This is a genomic window from Rhodovarius crocodyli, assembly GCF_004005855.1.
GTDB lineage: Bacteria > Pseudomonadota > Alphaproteobacteria > Acetobacterales > Acetobacteraceae > Rhodovarius > Rhodovarius crocodyli.
Map to the genome: position 1 here is coordinate 405,595 of NZ_SACL01000004.1, position 25,871 is coordinate 431,465.

The window sequence follows — 25,871 nt, forward strand, 5'->3', positions numbered from 1 at the left end:
TAGCCATAGGAGATAGGCATGTCGGGCAGTCTGGGTCGCGGTCTGAACCGCCGGATCAGCATCGGTCGCCAGACCGCTCTCAAGACGCGGGCGGCCACCAATGCGGGCGCGATCCTGCGCCGGATCTCGGCCGAGCCGAACTTCAATATCGACAATTTCACTTCGCCGGAGCTGCTGCTCAGCCAGCAGGTGCGTGAGACGCGCAACGGCCCTGGCCGCGGTTCCTTCGCCTATTCCAGCACGCTCGCGCCCGGCGCGCAGACGCCCTTCTTCGAGGGCATCCTGCGCAGGCAATTCGCCGTGTCGGGCAGCACGACCGCGAACACCGGCGTCACGGCCGCTGCTGGGCCTCCGGGCACCTTCACGCGCGCGGCGGGCTCCTGGATCACCGACGGCTTCCGCATCGGCATGGTGGTGCGCTTCTCGGGCTTCACCACCACGGCCACGGCGAACAACGCCAGGAACTACCGGATCATCGGCCTCACCGCCACGGTGATGACCGTCGCCGGCACGGGGAACGAGACCGTCGCGTCCAAGGCGGCGGGCGACAGCGTGACGGTGGTCGCGGTCGGCAAGAGCACCTTCATCCCGGCCAGCGGTCAGGTGGTGCCCTACTACACGATCGAGGACTATCAGTCGGATCTCGCGACCCCGACCGTGAAGGTCTACGAGGACGGCGTCGTGCAGACGGTGGGCATCAACATGCCCGCCACCGGCATGACCCAGTTCAGCGCGCAGATGCTGACCCGGGAGAAGAAGGACGAGGGGCCGAGCCCCTACTTCACCTCGCCCACGGCCGCCAGCACCGTCGCCAGCGTGGCCGGCAACACCGGCACCGTGCGCCTCAACGGCGCCGATATCGCCATCATCACCTCGCTGAATTTCCAGATTCAGGCCCAGACGGGTGGCGATCCGGTCGTGGGGGACAACCGCCTGCCTGACATCTTCAGCGGCCCCGTGAGCGTGCAGGGTTCCGGATCCATGTACCTGCAGAGCGACGCCCTGGTCGGCATGCAGGCCAATGAGCTGGAGTTCGAGCTGGCGCTCTACCTGAAGAGCGATCCCAGCGTGAACTCGCACTTCATGGCTTTCGTCATGCCGCGCTGTCGCATCACCGGCCTGCAGCAGTCGGATGGCCCGATGCAGCTGATGCAGAGCTTCCGCTTCCAGGCGCTCGAGCAGCTCACCGCCGGCGCCTACGAGGCCACCACCATCCTGGTCCAGGACAGCTCGCTGTAAGGCGAGCTTCCCCCCTTCCCCTGCCCCTACCCCGAGGTTCCTCATGTTCGACCTGAACAAGCTCGACACCCTGACCGCGTCCGAAGAGGGCCGCTGGTGGCACCCCATCAACCCGAAGACCGGCGCCCAGATGAAGCTGCCCGACGGCCAGACCTTCGGCTTCCTGCTGGTCGGCGCCGCCGCCGACATCTTCCGGGATTCCGTGCGCCGCGCCACCGAGGCACGCCTGCTCATCGAGCAGTCCAATGCCCGCGTGAGCACGGAGCAGGAAGACAAACTGATGGCCGAGCATATGGCGCGCTGCACCAAGGCTTGGCCGCCGATGATGGTGGACGGGGTGGAGTTCCCCTGCACCTACGACAACGCGGTGAAGCTCTGGAGCGACCCCCGCTTCGCGTGGCTGCGGCCGGGCGCGCGCGCCTTCATGCAGAGCGATGCCCATTTTTTTCCCGAGTAACATCGGCCGCGCGCCACTGGGGTGAGCGGGCCTTCAAGCTCGAAGCGCCCCAGAAGGCCGGCGGCACCCTGCGCGACCACCTGCTGGCCGCGCAGCGCTCCGGCGCGGCCGTGCCAGAGCTGGATCTGCCGCCGCCGCCGCCCGAGCTGCATTTCGCGCTCCCTGCATTCCGTGACCTCTGCAACCGGCGCCCCTTCTCCCAGGGCGTGCCGTTGCCGCTGCCTGCCACCGAGATTCTGGCGTGGAGCCAGCTGACCGGCCAGCGGATGACGCAGCGCGACTTCACACTGGTCACGGTCCTTGACCATGCATGGCTGAAGGCCATTCGCTCCGAGGAGCCGCACTGATGCAGGACATTGCCGCGCTCGCCTTTGCGATCGACAGCTCCCAGGCCGTCACGGCGACCCAGGAGCTGGACAAGCTCACCCGGGGCGCCGGCAGCACCCAGGCCGCCTTCCGGCAGATGGCCGAGACCAGCAACGACAGCAGCAAGGCTCTCCGGGATCTCGCCAGCCAGGCGCATCTGACCGACAGCATGCTACGCCAGGCGGGCACGGGCCTGGATGCTCTCATCAACCGGATCCAGACGCTCTCCCGCGAGGTCGGCACCTTCCGCACCACCACCACGGAGCTGACCACCGCCCTGGGCCAGCTGCGCGCCGCGGGCGACCTGTTCGGCACCACGGCCTCGGGCATCGATGAGTTCGTGCGGGCCAGCCGCCAAATCGGGCTCAACTCCTACGAGACCGTGTCCAGCCTGCAGCGCATCACCCAGGCGCTGGAAGGCACCTCGGTGGCTGGCGAGCGCGCGCGGCGCGTCCTGCGCGAGTACGGGGTCAATGTGGACGGCCGTTCCCCTGATGACGGAGCGGCGGTGCTGCGCGAATTCGTCCAGGCGATGCGCGGCCGGCGCGCGGACGGGCTTCGGAATGACGAGGTGTTCGCTGTCCTGGGCCCGCAGAGCATCTCGAGCCTGGCCGCCCTGAACAACGACGCCTATGTCACCTCAGAGCAGCGCGCCCGGCGCGCCCAGGAGGGCGTCATCAGCCCGCTGACCCTTCGGGTGCGGGGATCGATCTCCGAGCGGGACGCCACCCTCCGCAACCAGATCGCGGAGCGCGAAGACCTCGAGCGCAACTACGGCGACTTCTGGGAGGATGCGGTCCCGAACTGGCTGGGTGGTGGCGCGGAGCGGCCCTCCGTGCTGCGCCAGCGCCGCGCATCGGGCCAGACCTCCAACGGCGATGCCTTCCGTATGGAAGTTCAGCCGGATGGTACCGTGCGCTGGCGGCAGGGCAGCTGGGGCCAGGCATTCCGCGGCGCGGTGCGCAACCAGCTGGGCCTCGGGTCCCAGGTGCGCGGCCCCGACCAGCTGAACGAGGAGATGGAGGCCTACCGGAACAGCGACCTCTATGGCGCGGCCCAGTCCGACATCCTGCTGCGCTTCCAGCAGGAGGATGAGGCCAGGCGGGACACCGGATGGCTCAACCGGAACTTCAACTTCGGGGCCGAGGGCCGCTACTACTGGAACCGCTTCCAGGCTTATCGGGGGCAGTACGCGCCGCGGACCGACATGCGCCGGAACCCAGATCTCCAGCGCACGGTTAACTGGGATCTCGACAGCGACACCCTGATCGCCCAGGGCGCCATGACCGATGTGCAGCAGCAACTGCAGCGCATGATGATCCCGGCCCTCCAGGGCTTCGGCAACATCGACGTCGCGGGCATGGAGCGCATGTCGCCCAGCGCGATCATGGACCGCCTGCGCAGCCGGGATCAGGGGTGGGCCAGTGAAGCCCTGCAGCGCCGGATCGACGCCCTCAACAGCAACGCCTTTCAGCGCGACGGCCGCGGCTACGACGACCGGGATATGACCCGCCGCGTGACAGCCGGCGCCGGCAGCCGGAGCGACCTCTTCGGCCTGGACCCTGCTCGCCTGGGCATCCAGGGCACAGAGGTGCTCACCGACCAGGAGGCGCAGCAAAAAGCCCAGCTCATCGCCCAGGCCGTGCTGCGCATCCGGCAGCAGTACACTGGTCTGGAGGACCAAGCACGGGCGCTACAAGCGGCAGCCGATGACATCGATCGTGATCAGAGGGCGCGCACCGAGCAGCGGCAGGCCCAGGCCACACGCAATCTGCGTTTTACGGAAGATCAGCGGTCACGGCTTATCGACGTGAACCCGCAGAATCGCCTCTCGAACATCTACGAGAGCACCCGGGACCGGGTGATGAATGACACACGGGATCCGGTTCTGGCCAACACCGAGGCGCTGCGTGCACTGACCTCGGCCGTGACCGATCTCGAGCGTGCCACCAATGAGGCTTTGCGCAACTCCGCTCTGGGTGTCGTGCGAGCCACGAATGCCTCTAACATGCTTCTGACCGATGCGCCGTATGTGCGGCAGCTGGGCCTCAGCATCGAGCAGGCGCAAGCATTCCAAGCCGACGCGCGCCAGCGTTTGAACATCTACGCCCCCGGCGCGCCTGTACCTGGAGTTCTTCCGGCGGCCGGCGCCACAGATGCACTCGGTGACTCAGCCACACGCTACAATGCTATGCCGGGTCGGCCGGCCCTGGGCAGCAGCTATCCCAGGCGGCCAGAAGATGCTGGACCTTACGTGTGGGATCCCGAGAGGGGCCGCATGGTAAGTAACCCGTGGCATGCACTGCGTGGGGCCTTGCCGCCTGCCACGGGCCGAATGGCCGACTTCGGTACCCAAGCTCGGCCGAGTGTAGGGCCACCGCTGCCAACTGCGCCGGGGATGCTCCCGGAAATCAACGTTACCGCCCAAGCAATTGTGCGCCCTGGGGAAGCCGATCCCCGTGGTGATGTGCGGCAGGCTGCGATTGGTGGCTTCATCGACCCCACCCAGCAAGGCCTCGCATGGCTTTACGGGCGTCAGTATGGTGCTCGCGCGATGGACTTCAGCGCACGGTCCCAGGCTGAGCGGCTGTCCCAGAACAGCTTGGAAGGCAGCTTTGACAGTTTCCTGAGGGACGCATCGAGCAGCGAACGCCGTGGCATCATGCAACAGTTCGATCGAACCTTGCTGGACGCCATTCGTGCCTACCGTGAGCAGACTGAGGCACTAACTGCGGCAACTCCCTTGGAGCGCGAGCTCATTCAAGCACGGCAAAGGCAGCTTCGGGAGGAGACGCAGCTGCGTGGCGCGATGCAGGGCGCGAGTCTGGAAGAACAGCGCGCGCTTCGCGCTCGACTGGCAGTGCTGGGCATTGGCAGCGCAGAGGGAGGCGGCCTGTACGAGCGCCAGGCCCAATCACGGTCCCAATTTCAGCTGCGCGCAGACCTCACGATGCAGCAGCGGACCTTGGATAACCGGGAGGAGGATGCTGCCCCGTGGTGGTACACCTCCAACAACCGAGAGGCCTATGCCAACCGATCCCGAGCCGTGCGCACAGCTCGAGAAGCCGGCGGCACCGAGGAAGATATCCTCCGGGCCTCCAACCTCGCCGACCGCGGCTCCGAAATGCAGCGGATGCTGCGCGAGACGGAGCAGCTACGCCAGGCATTCGTGGGAATGGGCCAAGCCGGCGCCCAAGCCCTGGAGCAGCTCATCCTCCGCGGCGGCAATGCCCGCGAGATCTTCGCGCAGCTGACCGCACAGGTGGCCAGCACCTTCTTCCGCCAGGCCAGCAGCAAATGGGGCGAGCAGCTGTTCGAGTATGTGGGGGGCAGCATGTTCGGCAGCGGCTCCTCGGGCAGCCGGGCGCCGGCAGGCGACAGCTCGTCCGGCTCCAGTGGCAGCAGTGGGCTCTGGAGCTTCTTCCGCAGCATCCTGCCCTTCGCCCAGGGCGGCATGACGGACGGCACGGGTCAGGTCGTCGAGCACGCCACCATGTTCGCCCTACCCAGCGGCGGCCGCGCGCTGGCCGGTGAGGCTGGGGACGGTGATGCCATCCTGCCGCTGCGCCGCATGGCCAACGGCAGCCTTGGCGTGGCGTCCTCCGGCGGAGGTGGAGGCGGCGACATCTACGTCAACGTCAACAATCACGGGGCTGGCGCGCAGACCTCCCCCGAGCAGGCACGCATGATCTCGAAGGAGATCCGTCGCGCGGTCGCGGAGCAGCAGACCCAACAGATGCTTGAGGAGCAGCGAGTGGGTGGGATGTTCAACCCGATCTGAGCGGGGGGTAAGGCGGCGCCCCAAACTGAGCGCCGCCTCGGAAGTCCTGCGACCCCTCCGACCGCAGGCAAAGGCACCTTACGGTCTGCTATCTTGATTGCAAGCAAGCAAATGTTTCAGTTTCTGCGCGGCGTGGGTCTGCCTTGGCGTGTCGCGGCACTGGGAGGATCGATTGGCCGGTCCAGCTGAGCGAAAGCTCTGTCATTGGCAGAGGCGGCAGACAGTGCTTCGCTGAAGCCCGCACTGGAAATCGTCCCGTTGTGGGGCCCTACTTCTAGAATGACACTGCCGCCGCCTCGTAATTCGCGGATGGCCGCTACTGTGAAGGGCTGAGGTGCCATGCACAGCGACTCCTCGAAGCACCTGCCCGCAAACACCTCACCAGTGCCGACGATCCGCGCCCTCCAGGTCTCAGGCCACTGAATACTGGTGCCGATCAACGCGCCTCCGGGCCGCAGCACTAAGCTCAGCCAGGCGAAGCCGACATCGCGCACTTCGATCGCGCACGTTTGCCGATCGAGGATGCGATCTTGCCGGCATTCGTGACGCCAAGTTGGGTTTGCGGCACCGGTTCGTGGCATGACAGGTTGCGGGGCAGTGGGAACGCAGCCCATGAGAGCCACACAAAGCAGTAATAGATAACGGACCGTCATTCCAACCCTCTTACAATTCAGATTTATTTGAGATAAACGTTCTATTGAATTGATAAATTAGATTTATTTTGATATATTATTAGTTGGGCCAGTTAGGTAATTGCCACCCAACTGGCCCGTTCCTTCCAACATTACTGAAAGGAGCGTCTCGTGGAGACCCACGAAACGTATACGCGCGCGCGCCCTACGCGCAAGCGCGAAGGCCCGCTCATGCCCGGAGACGAGGCCCTGCTCAGGACCTCTGATGGCAAGACCCTCAAGGTCGCTGTCCTCGAGGAAACTGACCTGGTCATCGCGCGGATGCCGCGCCAGGCCGAGAAGCCGCCCTGCTCCGAAAGGAGACGCGAGACCTCCCGTGAAAACGGGAAGCTCGGCGGCCGCCCCCGCACCGTCAGGGAGCCCACGGCCCCTCTACCCGAGGAGCCAGAGGATGAGCCCGCACCCCGAGCCTTCCGGGCCGCTGACGTGCTGCCGGTAACGGACATGCTCCGTGCCGGCGTCTGGGAGACGGAGGCCCACTCGAACGCGAACTTCGGCGTTCTGGCCATCGTGCCCGGCTTCGACGCCCAGGCCGCCATGCTCGTGACCGACCACCATGTCGGTTCCCGGGCGCGGCCAGGCGCCATGGTCGGCATCTCCCTCGGCCCTGTCGATGACGGGCAGCTGGTGGTGGTCGAGCGCCGAGACGACCTGCACCGCCGCGAGCTCACGCTCCGGCTGCTGACGATCGAGAAGGACACCGTCCGTCTCTCGTTCCTCGGCGATGTGCCGCCCCAGGCGGCGCAGCTGGTCTGGCCCCGTGCCGTGACCAATAACCTGGTAGCTGGCCTGCCCATCCCCCTGGATGGCGGCGAGCTCCGGATCCTCGGCAGGGTGACCATCACCTCGAGGATCGAGGGATGACACGCCCGCCTGCGGCCCGCGAGGGCCTGTGGGCGAGCGCCGCCGGCCCCCGCTTCGTGCAGATGCTGGGCCCACACCCCGACCTTCCCGACATGATCCTGATCTCCTGCGACGAGCAGGAACTCACCGTGCCGGCGTCGGCCGTCCACGCGCTGCCGGAAGGCACGCGTGAACTCGTCCGCTGGGCCATGGAGCCCGCGCCCGACTGGGACCGTTAACTCGGCCCCAGACGACAAGAAGCCCCTCAGCCAGTGATGGCTGGGGGGCTATTTTGTTGACATTTCTGCCTTATCGTTCTATATTTGTTCCGAAACAGTCTGCTCTGTTTTCCTCCCCGGATTGGATTCCAGCTGTCGCCCTCGGACGACGCGGCCCTGCATTTTTCACATCATGAAATTTTGCGTGCCGTCCCAGCGCATCGCGATTTCCGCGATGAATCAACCGCATGCTAACTGCGACATTGAAATGTGAAGGTCGTGCGAGCACATCGCTCGCCCGGCCTCAATTTTGCTGCGTTATGCGAGCATTGATTTTCCAACGCGGGGATGCACACATGCGCCTCAGAAAGGGAAAAACTAGCATGTCTACGGAGACCAAAGCCGCAACCGTCACCTTCAAGGCCGAGTTTGATAGCGAGGCCAACATGTGGTGGGTGTCGGAGTGCTCCTATCCGGGTGTCAACGCCGAGGCGCCCACGCTGGACCGCTTGTATAAGAAGGTCCAGGCCGTGGTCGCTGATCTGCGCGAGATCAATGGCGACACCGCGCCTGCCGGCATGATGCAGATGTCGGCGGAGATGCCGATGGCTGCCTGATAGGCCGCCGCCAATGGCGAGCTATGATCGGCAGATCGAGAAGCTTCTAAAGGACGCTGGATGTCAGTTCGAGCGTCCCGGAAAAGGAAGCCACAGCATTTGGCGTAATCCCGCCACCAACCAGACCTTCGCCGTTTCCCATGACGTCAAAACCAAGGGAACGGCAAACAAGATCCTGAAGGACGCTGGCCTGCCCAAGGCCTTCTGACCCAGAGCCCCGGAGCCTCTTCGCTCCGGGGCTTTTTTGCATTTTCTGCACATAAGTCGGAGCCACCAGCGGGCCTTGCGCCCCCTGATAGCCCGCGACCATGACGGAGACGGAGACCCCGCCCCGCCATGACCGTCAACATTGGCCCCGTTACGATCTACCCGGATGGCACCGCCACCTGGAGCGGGGCCACGCCCAGCTACATCGGCACCCAGCCGGTGTGGCAGCCGCCGCGATCGCCCGACGCTCCGGTGGAGGGCGACGAGGCCCCCGAGCTCGTGAAGCACCGTTTCAACGACGGCTACGTCATGCGGTCGCCCAAGGGCCTGAACCACGTGACGATGAACGTGAACCTCAGCTTCTCGAACATCTACGCCGCGGAGAAGGACGCCATCCTCGGCTTCCTGCGCGGGCGTGGTGGCTACCAGCCCTTCTGGTGGCAACAGCCCAACGAGCTCATGCGGCGATGGATCTGCGAGCGCTGGGCGGGCCGGCAGCTGGGCCCTGACCGCTGGCAGGTCACCGCCGCCCTCACCCGTGATTGGAGCCCCAGCTGATGGCTGTCCGTCATCGCCGCGCCCAGGAGCTGGCCGGCCAGGCCCTCATCGACCTCTACGAGCTGGACATCACCAAGTACGGCGGTGGCGTGCGGCGCTGGACCCCGGGGCCGGTGGGTGGCCCGGGCAGCAATGGCATCTGGAATCCCTCGCCGAAGGCCAATGTCACCGGCTGGTCGTATGGTGCGCCGCCCTACAACCCCGCAATCTTCGACACGGCCACGAATGCCTGGGGCGCCAGCAATCCTGGTTGCGTCCTCGACGAGGGCAACGGCGTCGCCCAGTGGGCGAGCATCCCTGCCGACGAGGAGCGCGGCATCTGGTGGGCGAGCCCGTTCCAGGTCAATTCGGGCTTCTTCTTCCAGGCCCAGGCGCGCCTGCTCGCTTACCGCTGCCGCGCCTGCGTGTCCGTGGAGTTCTGGAATGGCGCCACCCTCCTCACCACCCAGCGCAGCCTCTGGGCTGGCCTGACCGACCTCCCCAATATCGGGCGCGATTTCAAGAATTTCGCCCTGGTGTCAGTCTCGGGCCAGGTGCCGCCGAACACCACCCACATCATCTACGGGATCGTTACCACGCCCTATTCAGCCGGCTCGGCCGCTACCGACAGCGGTGTGTCCTGGGCGCGGACCAGCATTACCTTTGGGGCTCAGGCCTTCTCGGCCACCCCCATCGAGTTTGCGCCTGGCGCCAAGGTGGGCAGCGTCAGCTTCGGCGGGCTCGTCTACTCGCCGCTGCCTCTGCGCCTGGAGGGGATGGAGAAGACCGGGCGCGGCGCCGTGCCGCGCGTCACGGTGGTGATCCCTGACCAGAACGCCCTGATGACCGCCCTGCTCGTCACCTACAAGGATCTGAAGGGATGCAAGGTCAGCCGCAAGCAGGTGTTCCGCGGCGCGCTGGATGACGGGCCAGACGCCGACCCCACCGACTTCTATGGGCCCGAGGAATTCTACATCGACCGGGTATCCCGGCACTCGCCCGGCATCGAGGCTGCCCTCGAATGCGTCTCGCCGCTGGACATCCAGGGCCAGCGCCTGCCCGCGCGCCAGGTGATCCGCGACGTATGCGATTTCGACTACCGGTACTGGAACGGCAGCAGCTTCGAATACGGCTCCTGCCCCTACGCGGGCTCGGAGATGTTCGACTCTGCTAACCAGCCGACGACCACCGCGGCCCAGGACAAGTGCTCCCGCTCCCTGCTCGGCTGCCGAGCGCGCTACGGCACATCCACCCCGCTGCCGATGAGCGCCTTCCCCGGGGTGGGTAAGGTGAGGTTCTGATGTTCTCGGCCGACATCATCGCAGCCATCAAGGCTGACGCCGCCACGCGCTACCCGAAGGAGAGCTGCGGCATCGTGACCGCCCGCGGCTATGAGCCGCAGCCCAACCTCAGCGATGAGCCGGAGGCGTTCTTCGTCATGCCGCGCTGCGTCGCCGCGCGCGCCGCCGCCGGCGAGGTGTTGGCCGTGGTCCATAGCCACAACGAGAACGGCTTCGACCACCCCTCCCGCGCCGATCAAGAACAGTGCCTCGCCATGGGCATTCCCTGGGGCCTGGTGCTGGTGGTCAATGGCAAGCCGGGTGAGCCCTTCTTCTGGGGCGAGGGTGTGGCGCGCCCGCCGATCATGCCCCGCGACTTCCGGTGGGGCCCGAGCGGCACGGACGGCTGCGGGGACTGCTTCGCCCTGGTGCGGGACTGGTACGCACTGGAGATGGGCCTCGAGATTCCGGACGTGGCGCGCGACCAGGATTGGGAGCTGGACGACAAGATGGCCTATGTCGACGGCTATAAGCGGGCCGGCTTCACCCATGTGGGCGAGGAGCAGATCCAGCGCGGCGACGGCCTGTTGTTCTCCTTCGGCAGCCCGAAGCGGACCCCCAACCATGCGGGCGTCTACCTGGGCGACGGCACCATCCTTCACCACAAGCGCAACTGCCTTGTGCAGCGGGAGAGCCTGGGCTTCCTGCGCGCCTCGCTGGTGGCAGTGCTGCGGCCGCCGGCGGTGCCCGCATGAACACCATCCACCTGCACGGGCCCATGCGGAAGCAGTTCGGCGGTCCCTTCACCCTCGCGGTGCGCACGCCGGCCGAGGCCATCCACGCGCTGAACATGCAGCTTCCGGGCTTCGAGGAGGCCATCCGCAGCCGCAGCTGGCGCGTCGTGCGCGGCTCCCTGAAGAAGGGCCGATCCCTGCCCAGCGAGCAGCTGGGCGTGAACCTGGGCGGCGAGATGCACCTCGTGGCGGCAGCTGAGGGCGCGGGCGGGCGCGGCACTGGCAAGATCATCATCGGCGCCCTGCTGCTGGTGACTGCTGCAGTCCTGACCGCAGGCTTTGGCGGCGCGGCGGGTGGCGCGGCGGCTGGCGCGGGTGAAGCAGCAGGCGCGGGCGCGGCGACCGCTACCCAGAGTGCAACTGCGGCCGCGTTTGGCACCGTGACCGGGAGCGGCCTTGGGACCACGCTCAACCTCGGCTCAGTCCTGGGCACATCGCTCTCCGTCTCCGCCGGCAAACTGGCCTTGTTCGGGGCTGCCATGCTGTTCGGCGGTATCTCCCAGGCCCTGTCCTCCACGCCTAAGGCTGGGGACACGAAGCGCAGCTTCCTGTTCAACGGCTCGGTGAACCCGGCCGAACAGGGCGTGCCGGTGCCGCTGGCATTCGGAAAGCCCCGCACCGGTGGCGTCATCATTGCAGTGGCCATGGAGACGACTGACTTCTGACCGCTGGACGCCGCCGGAAACCGGCGACCATGCAGGATGAATGCCAGACGGTTTCTCGTCCCATTCCCCGATTCATGGTGCTGGCGGCCTTGGCGGCGGCGGCTCGTCGGGTGGCCGCGAGGCCGAGAACACGCTGCGCGCGCGCAATATTCTGCGCGTCCTGTATCTCATCTCCGAGGGCCCGATCGCGGGCTGGCAGACCGACGAGGCGAGGAAGTCGATCTTCCTCACCGAAAACCAGACCCCGATCATCGCGGCCGACGGCAGCACCAATTTCGAGATGGTGGATGTCCAGTGGCGCCTGGGCGATGCGGGGGCGTCCTACATTGAGGGGTTCCCAAGTGCTGAGGACACCTTCGCCGGGCCTGGCCGTGTCACCGCCGACAACACCCCGCAGATCCGGACCGTCGATCTCACCAGCCGCGATAGGCTGAAGGTCGGCATCCAGCTGCCCGCGATGTACCACCAGGACGACAAGGGCAACGTCGATCCAACCTCCGTCAGCCTGCGCATCGAGTGGCGCCCGAGCAGCGGCGGACCCTGGCAGAGCCTGCAGAGCGACACCATCAGCGGCAAGTGCGTCTCGCCCTATTCGAAAGTCTACTCCTGGGCGAAGCCCTACAACGGCATCATCGACATCAGGGTCGTGCGGGAAACCCCCGATCCAGCTGACACGAAGACCGGCAACCTGATCGATTGGGTCAGCTACTCGGCCGTCCTCGACCAGAAGATGCTCTACCCGGGCTGCGCCTATGTCGCGCTGGCCTTCGACGCCGAGAAGTTCAACGGTCAGATCCCGCAGGTCACCTTCGCGCCGCTCGGGCTCTATTGCGACGTCCCGACCAACTACGACGCGGAGACGCGCACCTACAGCGGGCTGTGGAACGGCACCTTCAAGCAGGCCTGGACCCGCAACCCGGCGTGGATCTTCTGGACACTGGCGACGAACCCGCGCTGGGGCGCAGGCCGCGCGCTGGCGGCTGGCCTGGTGAACCCCACCGCCGCCTACCAGGCCGCGGCGTCGCTGGTCGACCGCTGGACCCTCTACTCGATCGCCCAATACTGCGACGAGACCGTGCCGGACGGCTTCGGCGGCATGGAGCCGCGGTACCAGACCGACCTTTGGATCAACAGCGACGACGAGGCCTACCGCGTCCTGCAGTCCATCGCCTCCTCCTTCCGGGCGATGATCTACTGGGGCGGGGGCAAGATCGTGCCCGTGGCCGACAGGCCCAGCGAGCCGAAGAAGCTCGTCACCCGCTCCAACATCATCGGCGACTTCCTCTACGAGGGTGCCTCGCAGCGGTCGCAGCACTCCCTGGTGCGTGTGCGCTGGCGCGATCCCGTCACTGGCTACCGCGAGGCGGTGGAACTGGTGGACGACCCCGAGCTCATGCGGGCGGTCGGCTATCGCCCCATCGACTACGAGGCCGTGGGCTGCACCAGCCGAAGCCAGGCGCGCCGCATGGGCCGGTGGATCCTGTTCACCGAGAAGTACGAGGACCGTATGGTCCGGTGGACGGCGTCCCGCGACCACGCGAACGTTGTGCCCGGCGATATCGTCCTCATCCAGGATTCCAAGCTGGCCGGGCTGCAGCTGAGCGGCCGGCTGGCCTGCACGCCGACCTCGAACTCTCAACTGCAGCTTGATCGTTCGGTCACCTTCGAAGCCGGCAAGACCTACTCCTTCGCCGTGGTCTTGCCCTCGGGCGACCTCAGCGCGCTGACGCCCCTCACGAACGGCCCGGGCACCACCGACCTGGTGCTGCTGCAGACGCCACTCGGTCAGGTGCCCATCGCGGAAGCGGTGTGGGTCATCACCGCCAGCGACCTGGCGCCGGTCCATTACCGGGTGCTGCACGTCAAGGAAGACGCCGAGGAAGGCACCTACGAGATCTCGGCCGCCCGCCACTACCCGGGCAAGTACGACATGATCGAGCAGGGCCTCGCACTCGAGGACACCCCCTTCTCGATCGAGCGTGACCCCTATCGCGCCGTCCCGGTGCCGACGAACCTCCAGGTTGAGGAATATGTCGGCGGCCAAGCCAACACCGCGCTGCTGCGCGTCATCTTCTCCTGGACCTCGGTGCAGGACACGTGGGTCACGGGCTATGAGGCCGAGGCCATCCGCGAGGGCGCGCTGCAGGCGGCGCAGCTGGTGGCCGGGGCCACCGTCGAATTCGCGGACCTCCAGCCGGGCAACTACACCTTCCGGGTGCGCTCGCTCGGCCGACAGGGCGCCACCTCCGCCTGGGCATACATCGATGCGGTCAATGTCGACGGCCGTGCCGACCCGCCGGCGCCGCCCACGGGCCTGACCGCCGAGGGCGGCATCCGGGCGAACGTCATCCGCTGGAACAGCGCAGCGTCGCGCCACCTGCGCGGCACGCAGGTGTGGGCCAGTTCCAACGCCACCTTCTCGGCCGGCGGCCAGGTAGGCGAGGCCCCCTTCGGCAGCTTCATCCACAGCGGCCTGCTCCCGAACCAGACCTGGTTCTACTGGATCCGCTCCGTCGACACCTTCGGCCAGACCTCGGGGTGGGTGGGGCCGGTCCAGGCCACCACCAGCCTGCTGGTAGCTGCCGACCTGACGCAGGGCATCATCGACACGGCGGCGTTCGCCGCTGGCATCGCGCCTGTGATGCTGATCGATGACCTCACGGCCAGCGCCGCAAACGACACAGTCGCCTTCAACAAGGCGGACGGCCAGCTATACCGGCGAAACGGGGGCACCTGGGTCAACAGCGTGCCAGCGGTCGCCATCACCGGCTCGCTGAGCAGCGACCAGATCGAGGGCCTCGACGCCGCCAAACTGGCCGGCGAGATTGGCGAAACGCAGATCTCCGACGGGGCAATCTCCACGCCGAAGCTGGCGGCCGGCGCGGTCACGGCAGCCAACCTCGCCGCCGGATCAGTCACCACCTCAGCGCTCGCCGTCGGCAGCAGCAACGTCATCTGGAACTCCTGCAGCACGCTCACCATCGATGGCTGGTCGGTCTACGGTGAAAGCGGGCTCGTTGCCGCGCTCACCAGCCCGGCCAAACTTTCGTGGCCCGCCTATGACCTGGCGGGTCATGGTGCCGCAGGGACATATATCTCTGGTGCACCGAATGGCCCGAAGCTGTTCGTGCAGTGGGACCAAGAGATGGCGGTGGCGGCCGATCAGCGGGTCCAAGTCTCCGCCTTGGTCATCACGCATCGAAGCGAAGGGGCCTCCCTAGAGGTCATGTGGCTCGACATCTCAGGAAATCTCCTCGCGAGCAGCGTCACCAGCGTCCTGGCCAATACGACCTTCGAAGGCCGAAGCCTCGCCAACTGGCAGCGCATCGGCGGAATTTTCACTGCTCCCTCTGGCGCAACCGGCGCTCGACTGCGGCTGCGGCTCCATACCGATGGAGGCACCGACCCCTACCTGTTCTGGACGCAGGCCATGCTGGCCCCGGCGCCGGCAAACGCGACGGAACTCGGAACATGGACCCCGGGAGGGGTAACCGCCATCAGCGGCGGTCAGATCCTGGCCGCGACGATCCAGGCGGCAGCCCTCGCCGCTGGTAGCGTCACGACCGACAAGCTGGCGGCCAACAGTATCGTTGCCGGCAAAATCGCCGCCGGCGCCATCAGTGCGACAGAGATCGCGGCGAATGCCATCAACGCCACGCATCTTGCAGCCACGACCCTTATCACCGCTACGGCCCAGATCGGGGACCTGACCGTCAGCACCCTCAAGGTCGTCGGGGAGGGCGTCACCAGCAACAGCTACACGGAGCAGACGCCCAGCGTCAGCGTCTCCCGAGGAACCCCTTACAACCACACCCAGATCGCGGATCTGTGGGTGGATGTGGCCGCGGACGGCCGAGTGCTCATTTTCGCCTCGGCCGGAGCCGCCTTCATTGCTGATTCGGGCGGCGGCGGTGGAGATGGCGGTGGTGGCAGTGAATAAGGGGAACCCGAGTGGCGATCGACGCTGAATACTATCGCTATTGTGCCGGCATCGCCCTCGTGCGCTGGAACGGCACGGGATGGTCCCACGTCAGATGGATCCACGGGGGCTACCTGGGCGGCGGCGGACAGCGGCCAGTGGTGTTCGACAACCCCGGATCTGGAGCGAAGAACTACGCGCTGTGGGTAGTGAACGGCCAACTCTCCACGATGAGTTCTGTGACCGTTAACAAGCCGATTCAGCTCGGCACCCAGTTGAATAAGCGGTGAGCCCCATGAGCGAGGAATCTGGTTTGGAGATGCTCGGCCCACCGTCGCCCGACGCATTAGCCGCATACCACGTCATCCACGACAGCGGCGTGATCCTCTCGCTCGGCTGCTCAGCGGCGCACCTGGTGCCGCTGTACATCTCCGGCACGCCGTATGAGCTGCTGCTGATCGACCATGCGACCTTCAACGCGGTGCGCGGGCGGCTCGAGGCCTTTCATGTGGCGGGAGGCGCGGTGCTGCAGCGTGTGGCGGCCCCGATAGCCTTGAGCGCCAGCTCCATAGCGGCGGACGGGGAGGCCCAGGCCGTCATCAGCGGAATCCCGGATGGGGCGGAGATCTCTGTCCGCGGGGCGGCTTCGGTGCCTTGGACACCGGTCATCGGCACCGCCGTAACTCTGACGAGCACCGAGCCTGGCCAAATGCTCGTCACCGTGCGCCTGCCGCCGCCATATCTCGAATGGAGGGACGTGATCCATGCGGTTTGAGTTGGGTCGGCCCGCGGCCGATCTCCGTGTGGCCGAGGAGGCCAGAATCGACGCCGAGGCACACGCAGCCGCGGAGGCTGTGCGTCCCGCGATCAGTACCCGCATGGATGCGGCCAGGCTGGAACAGGCTCGAACCGCCGCGCTGTTGGCAGACGACTATGCCTCGACGGTGCCGCTGATCGCCGCGGTGCAGCTTTCGGGCACCCTCGCGCAAAAGGCAGCAGCGGTGCTGGCCGCCGCCGCGGATACCAACCGGCGTCTCACCATCATCGAAACCGCGCGGCTGGCGGCGAAGGCCCGACTGCGTGCGGCCGTGACCCCCGCGGAAATGCGCCTGGTGCGCCTCGAGATCTCCGTTGACTGATCTTGATCCCGGCCTGACGAGGCGGAAATCGCCTCGGCCACGGTGATCTTCTGGTCCTAAGGGAGCCACTTGCGGAAATTGTGAGCCGGCGACCATGCCAGAGATGACGCAGCAGGTGCGTCCGGCATGGGGTGCTACAGTGAGCCAGCCCGCAACCTACGATCTCGTGTTCGATCCGGAGAGAGGCCTCACCGAAAGCTTCTTCCTTCATGACCAGGAAGGGCGGCCTCTCGATCTCGAGGGCGCTTCGGCGGAGATGAGGATTTCCGACCAAGCCGGCATCCCCCTGCTTACCCTGACAGTTGGAGGCGGCCTGACCATCGAGACGGGAAGGTCTCGACTGTCGATCGGCCTGGGCCCCTCCGCAGCATCTGGATTGCGCCCGGGCATCCAGCGGTACGAATTGAATCTCGCACTGCGGTCTGGCGACCGGCCGCTCCTGGCTGGGCGCCTTCTGGTTCGGGAGGGGGCATGAGCGACATTTATGTCGTACCCGACCGCCCGGATGCGACCCTGGCGACGCCGGGCGAGCGCGCAGACGCTTTGGTGGCGCTGAAGGCACGCGAGGCCGCCCAGAAAGCCGCCGTCACGGCGCAGTCGTCCGCAGCCACCGCTCTGGACGCCCAAGCGCAGACGGAAGCAGCTCTGCCCGGGGAGGTAGCCGCCCGTGCTGCCGGCGACGCCGCGCTCGGCGCCTCGATCTTCGATCTGGCGTCGGCGGTGCCAAGCATGGCGCCGGTGCAGTCCGTGGCGGGCCAGATGGGCGCCATCGACGACCAGACACTGCGCGTCGCACTCGGCATCGGCACTTTCCGCACGAGGCTTGCCGCTATTGTCGCCGCCATCCCCTTGGTGGTCACGTCGATCACCACGCTTGGCTTCAGCCAGATGGATGACCGAGGGGGGGCCGCATATCAGCGGGTTTCGAGCGCCACCCCTGGCGGTTTCACGGATGCTACTGGCGGGACCTGGGCGATTGTCGGGGAGAAGCTCACTCCCTATCAGTTTGGCGCCCTGGGCAACGGCGGGAATGACCGCACGGCGCTGCTGGACTGGTGGGCGGCCATTCATGTCGCGTCCACGCAATTCGGAGCACAGTACCCGGCCTCTCAGGCGCGCGTTGGCATCGTTCCGCCGGCGAGGTTCCGTGCCAGCCCTGTCCTGCAATTGAGTTCCGAAAGCACAGGCACCACGATCATCGGCAGCGGCCCGGCCAGCATGCTCGACGGCGTCGAACTGCATGTGGGCGGAAACCGCGCGCGCGTCAGCAACGTCGGCCTGACCGGTGCCTCCGCCTGGGGGCTCCGCCTCTACGGGCGATATCGCCGTCAAGCTCAGATCGACAACGTCTGGGTACGCGACAAGCTGTATGCGTACTCCATCGAGGGGCCCGGGAGCGGCGACCTCTGGATCAATGTCAAGGCCGAGAAGTCGACCTGCGGCCTGCTCTGCGTCGACACGCTGAATAGTCAATTCGTCAACTGCGAGTTCGACCAGCCGGTGGCGACCGTGGCGGGGCTGACCGGCGGCCTCGGCGGCGTCGGAATCAGGCAGTTGGCCGGTGGGCAGCTCAAGCTGTCCAACTGCTCGGCGGCCGGCATTCGCGCCTCGATGCTCATCACCTCCCAGACGAGGCGACAGAGCTACGAGTGCTATTACTCACAGCTGACCCTGGCGGGGGTAGGGCGCTCGCGGATCCTGCCTATCCTCGGAGTGACCGATAACGGCAGCGGGCTAGCGAGGCTGCAGACCAGTCAGGCCTGGGCCGTAAGCAGCATCGCTGATCGGGGCGCCCGCTTCATCGGCCGATCGCCGCAGGGCGCGCGGCTGACCATTACCGGAAGCGGTGGCTCCATCACGAGCCTGAAGGCCGGCTTCTCCGAGCTGCTGCCCCTCGTGGGCGATGTTCCGACTTCAATTGCATGGCAGGGCAGCGCCGCGGCAACGGCGCAGGCGATCGCGGCGGCCATCACCACCGGTACCGCTACGCACTGTTGGGCCGCCCTGGCGGTGGGCGACGATCTGATCGTCGTTGCTGTCGACCAGTACCGGCCCATGGACAACCTGACGCTGACCATTTCCGGGATCGGAGGGGCAGGCAGCGCTTCGGCCGCCTTCTCGACCATGGCGCACGCCGACATCGGCTTCTCCGTGTCGCAGAACAGCGCCGCTGGATCGATTACCTCGCTTCTGGCGGGCACCACCCAGCTGCTGAGCGCCCCGGTCTCCTGGGTCGAGGATGGGGTCACGCTGCCACCGACATCAGCGGTTCAGACGGCGATCAATATCGCGGCCTCCATCAACGCCGGCCAGGCGGTCCATGGATACTTCGCATACGCGATTAGCGGGCGTGTCTGGCTTATGGCCCCAGTTGCTGATGGCTTGGCGGCACACTGGCGCAGCCTCACGCCGACGATCAGCGGCGGCTTGTCCATCTCTTTCCCCACCTACGCCGCGGTACAGACCACGGCCGCCGCGGATTTCGTGAAGGGCGACAGCCTCGGGATCAGCGGCAGCACGGGGTACGACGGCATCGCCGAGGTCCTGCAGCGCGAGGATGCCAGTACCTTCGGCATCTTCCTGACCGTTGCCGGCACCATGACGCCTGGCGGTTCCGCCTGGCACCCCAACCGGCTGATCGATGGCGACCGCAGCCTTCTCGTGACGTCGGGCCTGAGCGCCTACGACGGGACAGTGGACATCGTCGGCGCAGGCGACACATGGGTCGACATCAACCGCGCCTACACCGCCGATGCGACTGGCACCTTGGCCGCTTGGGGCAACGATCTCGAGGTCCTCGTCGACGACGGCGCGCTCAGGTGCAACGACCTGTTCTGGCACGGCGGGAACATCAACTACACTTTCATCGCCTCGGGCTACAATTTCCGCTTCAAAGGAACGCGGCTCAAGTCGCACATTTGGTTTGATCCGCAGATCTCAACGATCCTCCACATTGCTCGCATCTCGATCGAGGGCGACATGCGGGGCCGGGACGCGGACGCCCTGACCGACACAAAGATCGGAGGCGCGATCAAAGGCTGGAGTGCCTTCGGGCACCGTGACGACAGCGGGGCAGCATCCGCAGGCACCGGCTATCTGCTCTTTGCTGTGCCCGACGCGACGGCCGGACGGCAGAACAATCGGGCTGCCTCCTTCAACGCCCAGCGCATTCGTGAAAACGGCACCATCGAATGGACCGTAGGCGGCTTCAGCCAGACGCTTAACTATGCCCAGCTGAGTGTCTTTGGTCACCGACTGAGAAGGCCAACAAACCTCCCGACGCCCACGAACACTATCGACGCCGTGGCAGCGGGCGCTGGTAGTCCAGCCCTGATAGCCGCTGTGGGGGAATCGAACGCCGGCCTGGCCCTGGCTGCAGCCGGCGCGGGCGATCTCGACCTGCGGTCGGGCGGAGGCACCAGCCGCATTGCGCGGTTCAGATCTGCGCCCGGGGCGCCCGCCGGACCGAACTACCTCCAGGTCACGGCCGGCGCCAGCGGCAGCCCGGTGGTCGTCACCGCAAATGGCACCGACGCCAATCCGGCCCTCCACCTGGGAACCGTCGGCAATGAGGTGCGCTTCCTCGGCATCCCGCGCCTGCCGCTCTACCTTCGGTCAACGCTGCCGAGCCCGACTGGGGCTCCGCGCATCGTGGCCATCAGTGACCCGGCCGCCGGCAAGTCGCGCGTCGTCTTCGACGCTGGCAGTTGGCGCTACTTCGACGACAGCGTCGTCGCCCTGACCTGATTGGAGCCATCATGAACCCGACCCGCGTCGCTGAAGAACTGCTCATCCGCTTTGACGATGTCGGCGCGGTTCGGGGCGTGCACTTCAAGGAGATCGACGTCTACTGGAAGGCGGACGGGACCGTCGATTTCCGCCGTGATGTTGACCCGCGTCCCATTTCGTTGATGGAGGCCGTTGACCTGCTGGGAGAAGCCTCGGGGCCACTTGTGGCGCTGGCAACCGCGCAGAGAGCCGAGATTGAAGGTCAGCAGGCAGAAATCTTCGCGGTTCGCCAGGCGCTGACAGCCGAGCAGAGCCGCTCTCTTGGTTTGGAAGAGCAGATCGATTTTCTGATGCGGGAGCGAGAGGCATTGCAGGAGCGCCTGAGCTTGCTGTCGCCTGCGGCCGGGTAGCATGCGAGGGGAAGCCACTCGACAACCTGCGCAGAGAGCCGAGATTGACCGCTTGCGGAAATTTCGGACCGACGACCATGCCGGAGGTGACGCAGCAGTTGCGTCGGGCATGGAGTACTTGCCTTGACGAAAACCGCAGAAACGCTGCTCGGCTGGGCCATCGACAAGGCAGTGCCGCTCCTGATCACAGGCTTGATCGCGGGCGTCAGCTGGGTCGGCAACTCCGTGCTGGAGCAGCGGGCCCGGGCGAGCCTGTTCGACGCTCGCATGACGGCCTTCGAACGGCGCCTGGACTCCGAACTCCGCGCCGAGGTGGCGGCCACCAGGGCAAGGTCCGACGAGAACGATGTACGTCACGAGGCCCGCCTCAACGCGGTGGAAACGGCGCAGCGAGCGTCGGACCTGCTGGGTGCCGAGCTGAAGACCGAAATCCGAAACCTCAGCGCCGGGATCAACCGTGTCGAGGTGCTCATCAGGGAGACGCGGCGATGAACCCCGAACTGACGGGCGTGCTGCTCTGGGCCGTCCGAATGGGCCTGGTGGCGCTGGGCTCTGCCCTGGCGGCACACGGCGTGGGCGACAAGGACCTTTGGGAGCAGGTCGCCACCCAGGTTGCGGGGCCGGCCGTAGCCATGATCGGCATCGTGCTGTCCTACCGTGCGCGCAAGAAGCAGATCGCTGCCCCGCCGCCGCCTCGAGTGCGCGAGTGGCGGGAGTAAGCCGATGCCGACCGTAGTCAGCGCCATCTTCGGCACCACTCTGGGCCGATATGCCCTGGCCATCGTGGCCTTGGTCGCGGTCCTCACCTGGGCCCGCTGGGACGCGGCGCGCGACGCCGTGACCCAGCAGACCGCCACCTCCCTCCAACGCCAGGAGACCACCCGTGAAGGTGCTGATGCTGCTGCTCGCGATGCCGAGCGCACTGGCGCTGGCCGGCTGCTCGACGCCGGTCGTTTCTGAGCGGCCCTGCCCGCGCCTGACGGAGTTCCCGCTCGAGGTGCAACAGGCCGCTGCCGCTGAGCTGGCCGCGCCGCCGGCCAAACCCGCGTTGGATCGGATGATGGCCTCCATGGCCGCCGACCGCGCCTTCAATCGGAGCGTCTGCAAGCGATGAGCCTGCTGTCTCGTATCGCCCTCGCCCTGCCGGCGATCTTCTACACGCCCACGATCGCGCCCGCCGCGCCGCAGCCGGACCCGGTGCCTATCGTCGCACCGCCGTCCGAGGCCGGCATCCGCACTGTGCGCATGGGTAGCAGCGGCACCGATGTCGCGTGGCTGCAGACGGCCCTGGGCGAGAAGCCCGACGGCATCTTCGGCTTCCGCACCCGCGACGCGCTGCTCGAATGGCAGGTCGAACAGAAGCTGGTCGCTGATGGTATCGCTGGACCGGCCACCTGGCGCGCGCTGGGGATCAAGGGCACCTCGGCGCCGGCGGTGTTCGAGCGCCCCATCGCGGCCAGCACCTCCGAGCTGCTGCTGCAGACCTCGATCGCCCGGGCGCTGCGCGCCGTGGGCACCGTGGATCCTGCTGGCTGGGCCGCCGTCATCGCGAAGGAGATCCAGGGCGAGGGCATGCCGCGCGACGGCGAGCTCGCCGCCTGGCTGGCGAATGTGGTCAACGAGACAGGCGGCCTGTCGGTGCTGGTGGAGAACCTCTTCTACACCAAGCCCGAGCGCATCCGGGAGAATTGGCCGAAGCGCTTTCCGACCCTGGCCGATGCCGAGCCCTTCGCGCGCAACGCCTATGGCCTAGCCGAGAAGGTCTATGGCGGGCGCATGGGCAACCGCCCGGCGGGCAGCGGCGACGGCTACGCGAACCGCGGCCACGGCCTGTTCCAGACCACGGGCTACGACAACCTGTCCGCGCTGGCCAAGGCCCGGGGCATCACCCTCGACGAACTCCGACCGCAGCTGACGGAGCGGCAGGGCGCCGCCCACAGCGCCGTCTTCTACTGGCGGAGCAACAACTTCGGCGCCGTCTACCGCAGCGGCGGGGTCGAGGCCGCGCGCCGCCTCGCCAACGGCGGCACCATCGGCCTCGAGCACGTCCTCGAGCTCTACCCCACCATCAAGGCCGCGCTGGCGGGCTGAGGAGATCACCATGCAGCAAGGTCGTCTGGGCAAGCCGCAGAGCCGCCTGAATGTCTCGGTCCCGGTGAACGGCGACACGTCCGATGCGGTCAACTGTGATGCCCAGCAGGGCGTGCTGCGCGGGCTGGTGACGCCTGGCGGCTTCACCGGCAACATCACCTTCGAGGCCGGGCCGCCGACAACCAATGGCGCGCCGCCTGCCAGCGACTGGGTTCCGATCTATGACGCGGCCGGCAACCAGGTGACGGTCACGGCCGGCGCCAGCCGCTTCATCGGCTTCTTCGGCGACGTGATGGCGGGTGTGGCCTGGATCCGGGTCAAGTGCAGCGCTGCGCAGGCAGCCGGCGCCAGCATCCGCTTGGTATTCGCGAGATGAGCGTCAGCCTCCTGGGGCCGAACACGGGCTTCGGCCTGGGTAACTGGGCTGCCGCTGGCGGGCTCCTGGGGCCGAGCGGGCTGTGCACACTCGTGTCACCAGGCTGGATCGCTGGCGGCACCTTCTCCCGCGTTGGGTCGAAATGGGACGTCAGCCCAGCCGGTGTGCTGACAGAGTACGGCTCCAACGTGCCGGTGTTCGGTGGGGCCAACAACTGGCTGTCGATCGAAGGGCAGCGCACGAATTCTGTGCGGAACCCGCGCCACGAGGGCGCCGTGGCCGGTACGCCAGGAACGTCGCCGGCCAATGGAGCGGTTCTCACCGTCGCGGGCATCGCCTACTCGATCGTCGGAACAGGCGTAGAATACGGCTACCCGTATCTGGACATTGAGTGGGGCGGAACCGCGACGGCGGCCGGTTACCTGGGGTATCAGCCGGAGCCGAATAGCGGCGGCATCACAGCCTCACAGGGCCAGACTTGGACTGCGTCGTCGGGCATGCGCGTCGTCGGCGGCAGCCTCACCAATGTGACCAATACTCGCTTCCGCCTGCAGGAGCGTACCCCCAGCGCCGGATCCGCGATCGATACATTGTTCGCGCCGTCTTCCAGCATGCAGTTGGTATCGGCCAGCCGAACGCTGACCGATGCCGGAACCGTTGCCATCATCGCGGCCACTCTGTTCCAGGTCGCCATTGGGGCGACGATCGCTCTCCGGGCGCGCTTTTTCTACTTCGGTGCAGAGCAGGCTCTATTCGCTTCCTCGCCCGCCTTTCCTGCAGTGGGATCACCCGCACAGTCCACTCGAAATGCAGATCAGCTTGCGTTCACATTGGCCCAAGCCGGGTTGCAATCCGATCGAGGCACAGTCCTTTTCAGCGGCGTGCTGCCTCAACTGGCCACTTCAGCTGCCAATCAAGGCCTATTCATCCTCCACGCCGGCGGGGACAGCAATCGCATCGCGGTGCAGAACCAGGCGAACACGAGCAACATTCGTCTGTTTAAGACGCTGGGCGGCACGACCACCAACCTGGATGTAGTGGCCGGGTTGGCGGCAGGTGCGCCGTTCAGCGTCGGCATGACCTTCGATGCCAACTCGATGCGGATCGTCGCTCGCAATGGGGCGGTGCAGACCTTGGCCGGCCCGATCCCGTCCGGGCTGACCACGGCGGTCATCGGAATGTCGAACGCCGCACTCACCACGGCGATGTTCGGCCGCGTCGGCTATGTCCGGACCCTGCCCTACGCGGTGTCTGATGGGCAGCTGCAGTCTCACGTCAACGGGATGCCACTCACATGATCAAGCCGATCGCGGTGGATGTTGTCGGTGTCATCCACCGCCTAGGTGCCCACATCGGCGTCGATGCCGAGACGGGCGCGCCAGTCTACGCCGTCACGGTGCGTCCCGGCTGGCACGTCAATGCGTCCTGGCCGGTCGACACGGTATTGCCCGCCGCCTGGGCGGACGCTCGCATCGATCCGGAGCCTGCAACGCCCACACGGCGCACCGCCGGACTGCCGGACGCGATGTTCTTCGAGACCTTCCACCGCTTCGCCGACGAGGTGGCCTTCCTGGCTGTCATCGGCGCCGACGACGGAGCCGCCTGATGAGCGCACAAGTCACCAAGGCACTTCTGCTGATACTGGCGCTTCTCGGGTGTGGCGTCATGCTCGGTGCCAACCCGCCGCCGCCCAGCTCCACGACGCTGTCAGACGCGGCGCGCTACTTGGTGCAGCACAACTGCCCCGATGGCCGCCCTGCCCTTTCGGACTGTGCGGCGACCCCGGCGCGCCCTGGCCCCCAGCCCTACCGCCGCGTGGACTGGTCAGGAGCCCAGATCAGCGACGCGGTGCTCATGCCTGATGGCACCGTGGTTCAGACCTTCGACTTCGCCAGCTCCTTCGAGGCCTTCGATGTCCGAGACCCCGGCGATGGCGGCGACGCCATCCGCGTGGGCCCCTGGGGAGTGGCCATCTACCTCACCCAAGATCCTGGTGGCGGTCGCCAGTACATGCAGGGGGTGGACTGCCCCGCCGGCGGTGGCTGGCTCCTGTGGCGCGATACGCCGCGCGGCAACTGGATGGAGGCCGAGGTCCAGGTCGCAATCACCCGCGCTGCCGACGAATGCCCACAGCGCTGGAACTGGAGTGCGACCCGATGGCGCCTCGCCGACATGGCCTGGTCGTGGCGGGATAACCGCGGCGGCACCGGCGAGGTGACCCGGGCCACCATAGTCTCCGAGCACTACGGCGGCCGGTATCGCGAGACGGCCGATCACATGGAGCGGTTCTTCTTCGCGGAACGCCTGGGCAAGGTGCGGTGGGAACGCTGGGAGCAGCGCGGCCGTAGCACGCGCGGCGACCTCGATGCCATGGCCGCGCAGACCGCCACCCGCTGCCCCGCTGGGCCAGAACCAGCCCCTGGCCCCACTTGGCTACGGGTGGACTGCCGGCACTGGCTCAGCTTCGATCTGAGGCCAGGCCAGAGCATTCCCTGGCCGTAGCCGGGGTGG

Annotated in this window: 27 protein-coding genes; all 27 read left to right on the top strand. The window is 66.8% G+C overall.

What is annotated here, in order from left to right:
• Nucleotides 1–18 precede the first annotated feature (18 nt).
• On the top strand, nt 19–1,239 hold the full coding sequence (locus EOD42_RS14115) for a phage tail tube protein (RefSeq protein WP_127788176.1): 1,221 nt from the start codon (nt 19–21) through the stop codon (nt 1,237–1,239).
• A gap of 43 nt (nt 1,240–1,282) precedes the next feature.
• Nucleotides 1,283–1,696 (top strand): hypothetical protein, encoded by a 414-nt coding sequence (locus tag EOD42_RS14120; protein WP_127788177.1) that lies wholly within the window; start codon nt 1,283–1,285, stop codon nt 1,694–1,696.
• Nucleotides 1,636–2,043, top strand: a complete 408-nt coding sequence (locus EOD42_RS26725; RefSeq protein WP_456308110.1) for a phage tail assembly chaperone — start codon at nt 1,636–1,638, stop codon at nt 2,041–2,043. The genes EOD42_RS14120 and EOD42_RS26725 overlap by 61 nt, the downstream gene beginning before the upstream one ends.
• Complete coding sequence (locus tag EOD42_RS14130; RefSeq protein ID WP_127788179.1) at nt 2,043–5,843, top strand: hypothetical protein; 3,801 nt, start codon at nt 2,043–2,045, stop codon at nt 5,841–5,843. Before EOD42_RS26725 ends, EOD42_RS14130 begins: the two co-directional genes overlap by 1 nt.
• Before the next feature lie 1,136 nt (nt 5,844–6,979).
• Entirely contained in the window at nt 6,980–7,399 is a 420-nt protein-coding gene (locus EOD42_RS14135) for a hypothetical protein (protein WP_127788180.1), read from the top strand.
• Nucleotides 7,396–7,617, top strand: a complete 222-nt coding sequence (locus EOD42_RS14140; RefSeq protein WP_127788181.1) for a hypothetical protein — start codon at nt 7,396–7,398, stop codon at nt 7,615–7,617. The genes EOD42_RS14135 and EOD42_RS14140 overlap by 4 nt, the downstream gene beginning before the upstream one ends.
• Before the next feature lie 362 nt (nt 7,618–7,979).
• Nucleotides 7,980–8,213 (top strand): DUF1902 domain-containing protein, encoded by a 234-nt coding sequence (locus EOD42_RS25995; RefSeq protein ID WP_164867945.1) that lies wholly within the window; start codon nt 7,980–7,982, stop codon nt 8,211–8,213.
• Between the two features lie 13 nt (nt 8,214–8,226).
• On the top strand, nt 8,227–8,421 hold the full coding sequence (locus EOD42_RS14150) for a type II toxin-antitoxin system HicA family toxin (RefSeq protein WP_127788183.1): 195 nt from the start codon (nt 8,227–8,229) through the stop codon (nt 8,419–8,421).
• 128 nt (nt 8,422–8,549) lie between these two features.
• Entirely contained in the window at nt 8,550–8,978 is a 429-nt protein-coding gene (locus tag EOD42_RS14155) for a phage tail protein (protein ID WP_127788184.1), read from the top strand.
• Nucleotides 8,978–10,258, top strand: a complete 1,281-nt coding sequence (locus EOD42_RS14160) for a phage minor tail protein L (protein WP_127788185.1) — start codon at nt 8,978–8,980, stop codon at nt 10,256–10,258. The genes EOD42_RS14155 and EOD42_RS14160 overlap by 1 nt, the downstream gene beginning before the upstream one ends.
• Nucleotides 10,258–10,992, top strand: coding sequence for an NlpC/P60 family protein (locus tag EOD42_RS14165; RefSeq protein WP_127788186.1), 735 nt, complete (start codon nt 10,258–10,260; stop codon nt 10,990–10,992). Before EOD42_RS14160 ends, EOD42_RS14165 begins: the two co-directional genes overlap by 1 nt.
• A complete protein-coding gene (locus EOD42_RS14170) occupies nt 10,989–11,696 on the top strand; it encodes a tail assembly protein (RefSeq protein ID WP_127788187.1) in 708 nt (235 codons plus the stop codon). The genes EOD42_RS14165 and EOD42_RS14170 overlap by 4 nt, the downstream gene beginning before the upstream one ends.
• 40 nt (nt 11,697–11,736) lie before the next feature.
• Complete coding sequence (locus EOD42_RS14175) at nt 11,737–15,636, top strand: host specificity protein J (protein WP_127788188.1); 3,900 nt, start codon at nt 11,737–11,739, stop codon at nt 15,634–15,636.
• Nucleotides 15,637–15,647: 11 nt separating this feature from the next.
• Nucleotides 15,648–15,905, top strand: a complete 258-nt coding sequence (locus tag EOD42_RS14180) for a hypothetical protein (RefSeq protein ID WP_127788189.1) — start codon at nt 15,648–15,650, stop codon at nt 15,903–15,905.
• Between the two features lie 5 nt (nt 15,906–15,910).
• Complete coding sequence (locus EOD42_RS14185) at nt 15,911–16,390, top strand: hypothetical protein (protein ID WP_127788190.1); 480 nt, start codon at nt 15,911–15,913, stop codon at nt 16,388–16,390.
• Entirely contained in the window at nt 16,380–16,754 is a 375-nt protein-coding gene (locus tag EOD42_RS14190; protein ID WP_127788191.1) for a hypothetical protein, read from the top strand. The genes EOD42_RS14185 and EOD42_RS14190 overlap by 11 nt, the downstream gene beginning before the upstream one ends.
• A 103-nt stretch (nt 16,755–16,857) precedes the next feature.
• Nucleotides 16,858–17,229, top strand: coding sequence for a hypothetical protein (locus tag EOD42_RS14195; RefSeq protein ID WP_127788192.1), 372 nt, complete (start codon nt 16,858–16,860; stop codon nt 17,227–17,229).
• Complete coding sequence (locus EOD42_RS14200; RefSeq protein ID WP_127788193.1) at nt 17,226–20,501, top strand: hypothetical protein; 3,276 nt, start codon at nt 17,226–17,228, stop codon at nt 20,499–20,501. The genes EOD42_RS14195 and EOD42_RS14200 overlap by 4 nt, the downstream gene beginning before the upstream one ends.
• A gap of 11 nt (nt 20,502–20,512) precedes the next feature.
• Nucleotides 20,513–20,893, top strand: coding sequence for a hypothetical protein (locus tag EOD42_RS14205; RefSeq protein WP_127788194.1), 381 nt, complete (start codon nt 20,513–20,515; stop codon nt 20,891–20,893).
• Between the two features lie 123 nt (nt 20,894–21,016).
• On the top strand, nt 21,017–21,385 hold the full coding sequence (locus EOD42_RS14210; protein ID WP_127788195.1) for a hypothetical protein: 369 nt from the start codon (nt 21,017–21,019) through the stop codon (nt 21,383–21,385).
• Entirely contained in the window at nt 21,382–21,612 is a 231-nt protein-coding gene (locus tag EOD42_RS14215) for a hypothetical protein (RefSeq protein WP_127788196.1), read from the top strand. The genes EOD42_RS14210 and EOD42_RS14215 overlap by 4 nt, the downstream gene beginning before the upstream one ends.
• 164 nt (nt 21,613–21,776) lie before the next feature.
• Nucleotides 21,777–22,007: a YgdI/YgdR family lipoprotein gene (locus EOD42_RS14220; protein WP_127788197.1), complete on the top strand. Its 231-nt coding sequence runs from the start codon at nt 21,777–21,779 to the stop codon at nt 22,005–22,007.
• Nucleotides 22,004–22,984: a peptidoglycan-binding protein gene (locus tag EOD42_RS14225; protein WP_127788198.1), complete on the top strand. Its 981-nt coding sequence runs from the start codon at nt 22,004–22,006 to the stop codon at nt 22,982–22,984. Before EOD42_RS14220 ends, EOD42_RS14225 begins: the two co-directional genes overlap by 4 nt.
• A 10-nt stretch (nt 22,985–22,994) precedes the next feature.
• Nucleotides 22,995–23,360, top strand: coding sequence for a hypothetical protein (locus EOD42_RS14230; protein ID WP_127788199.1), 366 nt, complete (start codon nt 22,995–22,997; stop codon nt 23,358–23,360).
• The gene (locus EOD42_RS14235) at nt 23,357–24,658 is read left to right on the top strand and encodes a hypothetical protein (RefSeq protein WP_127788200.1); all 1,302 of its coding nucleotides are present in this window, start codon (nt 23,357–23,359) and stop codon (nt 24,656–24,658) included. Before EOD42_RS14230 ends, EOD42_RS14235 begins: the two co-directional genes overlap by 4 nt.
• Entirely contained in the window at nt 24,655–24,966 is a 312-nt protein-coding gene (locus tag EOD42_RS14240) for a hypothetical protein (RefSeq protein ID WP_127788201.1), read from the top strand. The genes EOD42_RS14235 and EOD42_RS14240 overlap by 4 nt, the downstream gene beginning before the upstream one ends.
• Nucleotides 24,967–25,214: 248 nt before the next feature.
• The gene (locus EOD42_RS14245) at nt 25,215–25,862 is read left to right on the top strand and encodes a hypothetical protein (RefSeq protein WP_127788202.1); all 648 of its coding nucleotides are present in this window, start codon (nt 25,215–25,217) and stop codon (nt 25,860–25,862) included.
• Nucleotides 25,863–25,871 lie beyond the last annotated feature (9 nt).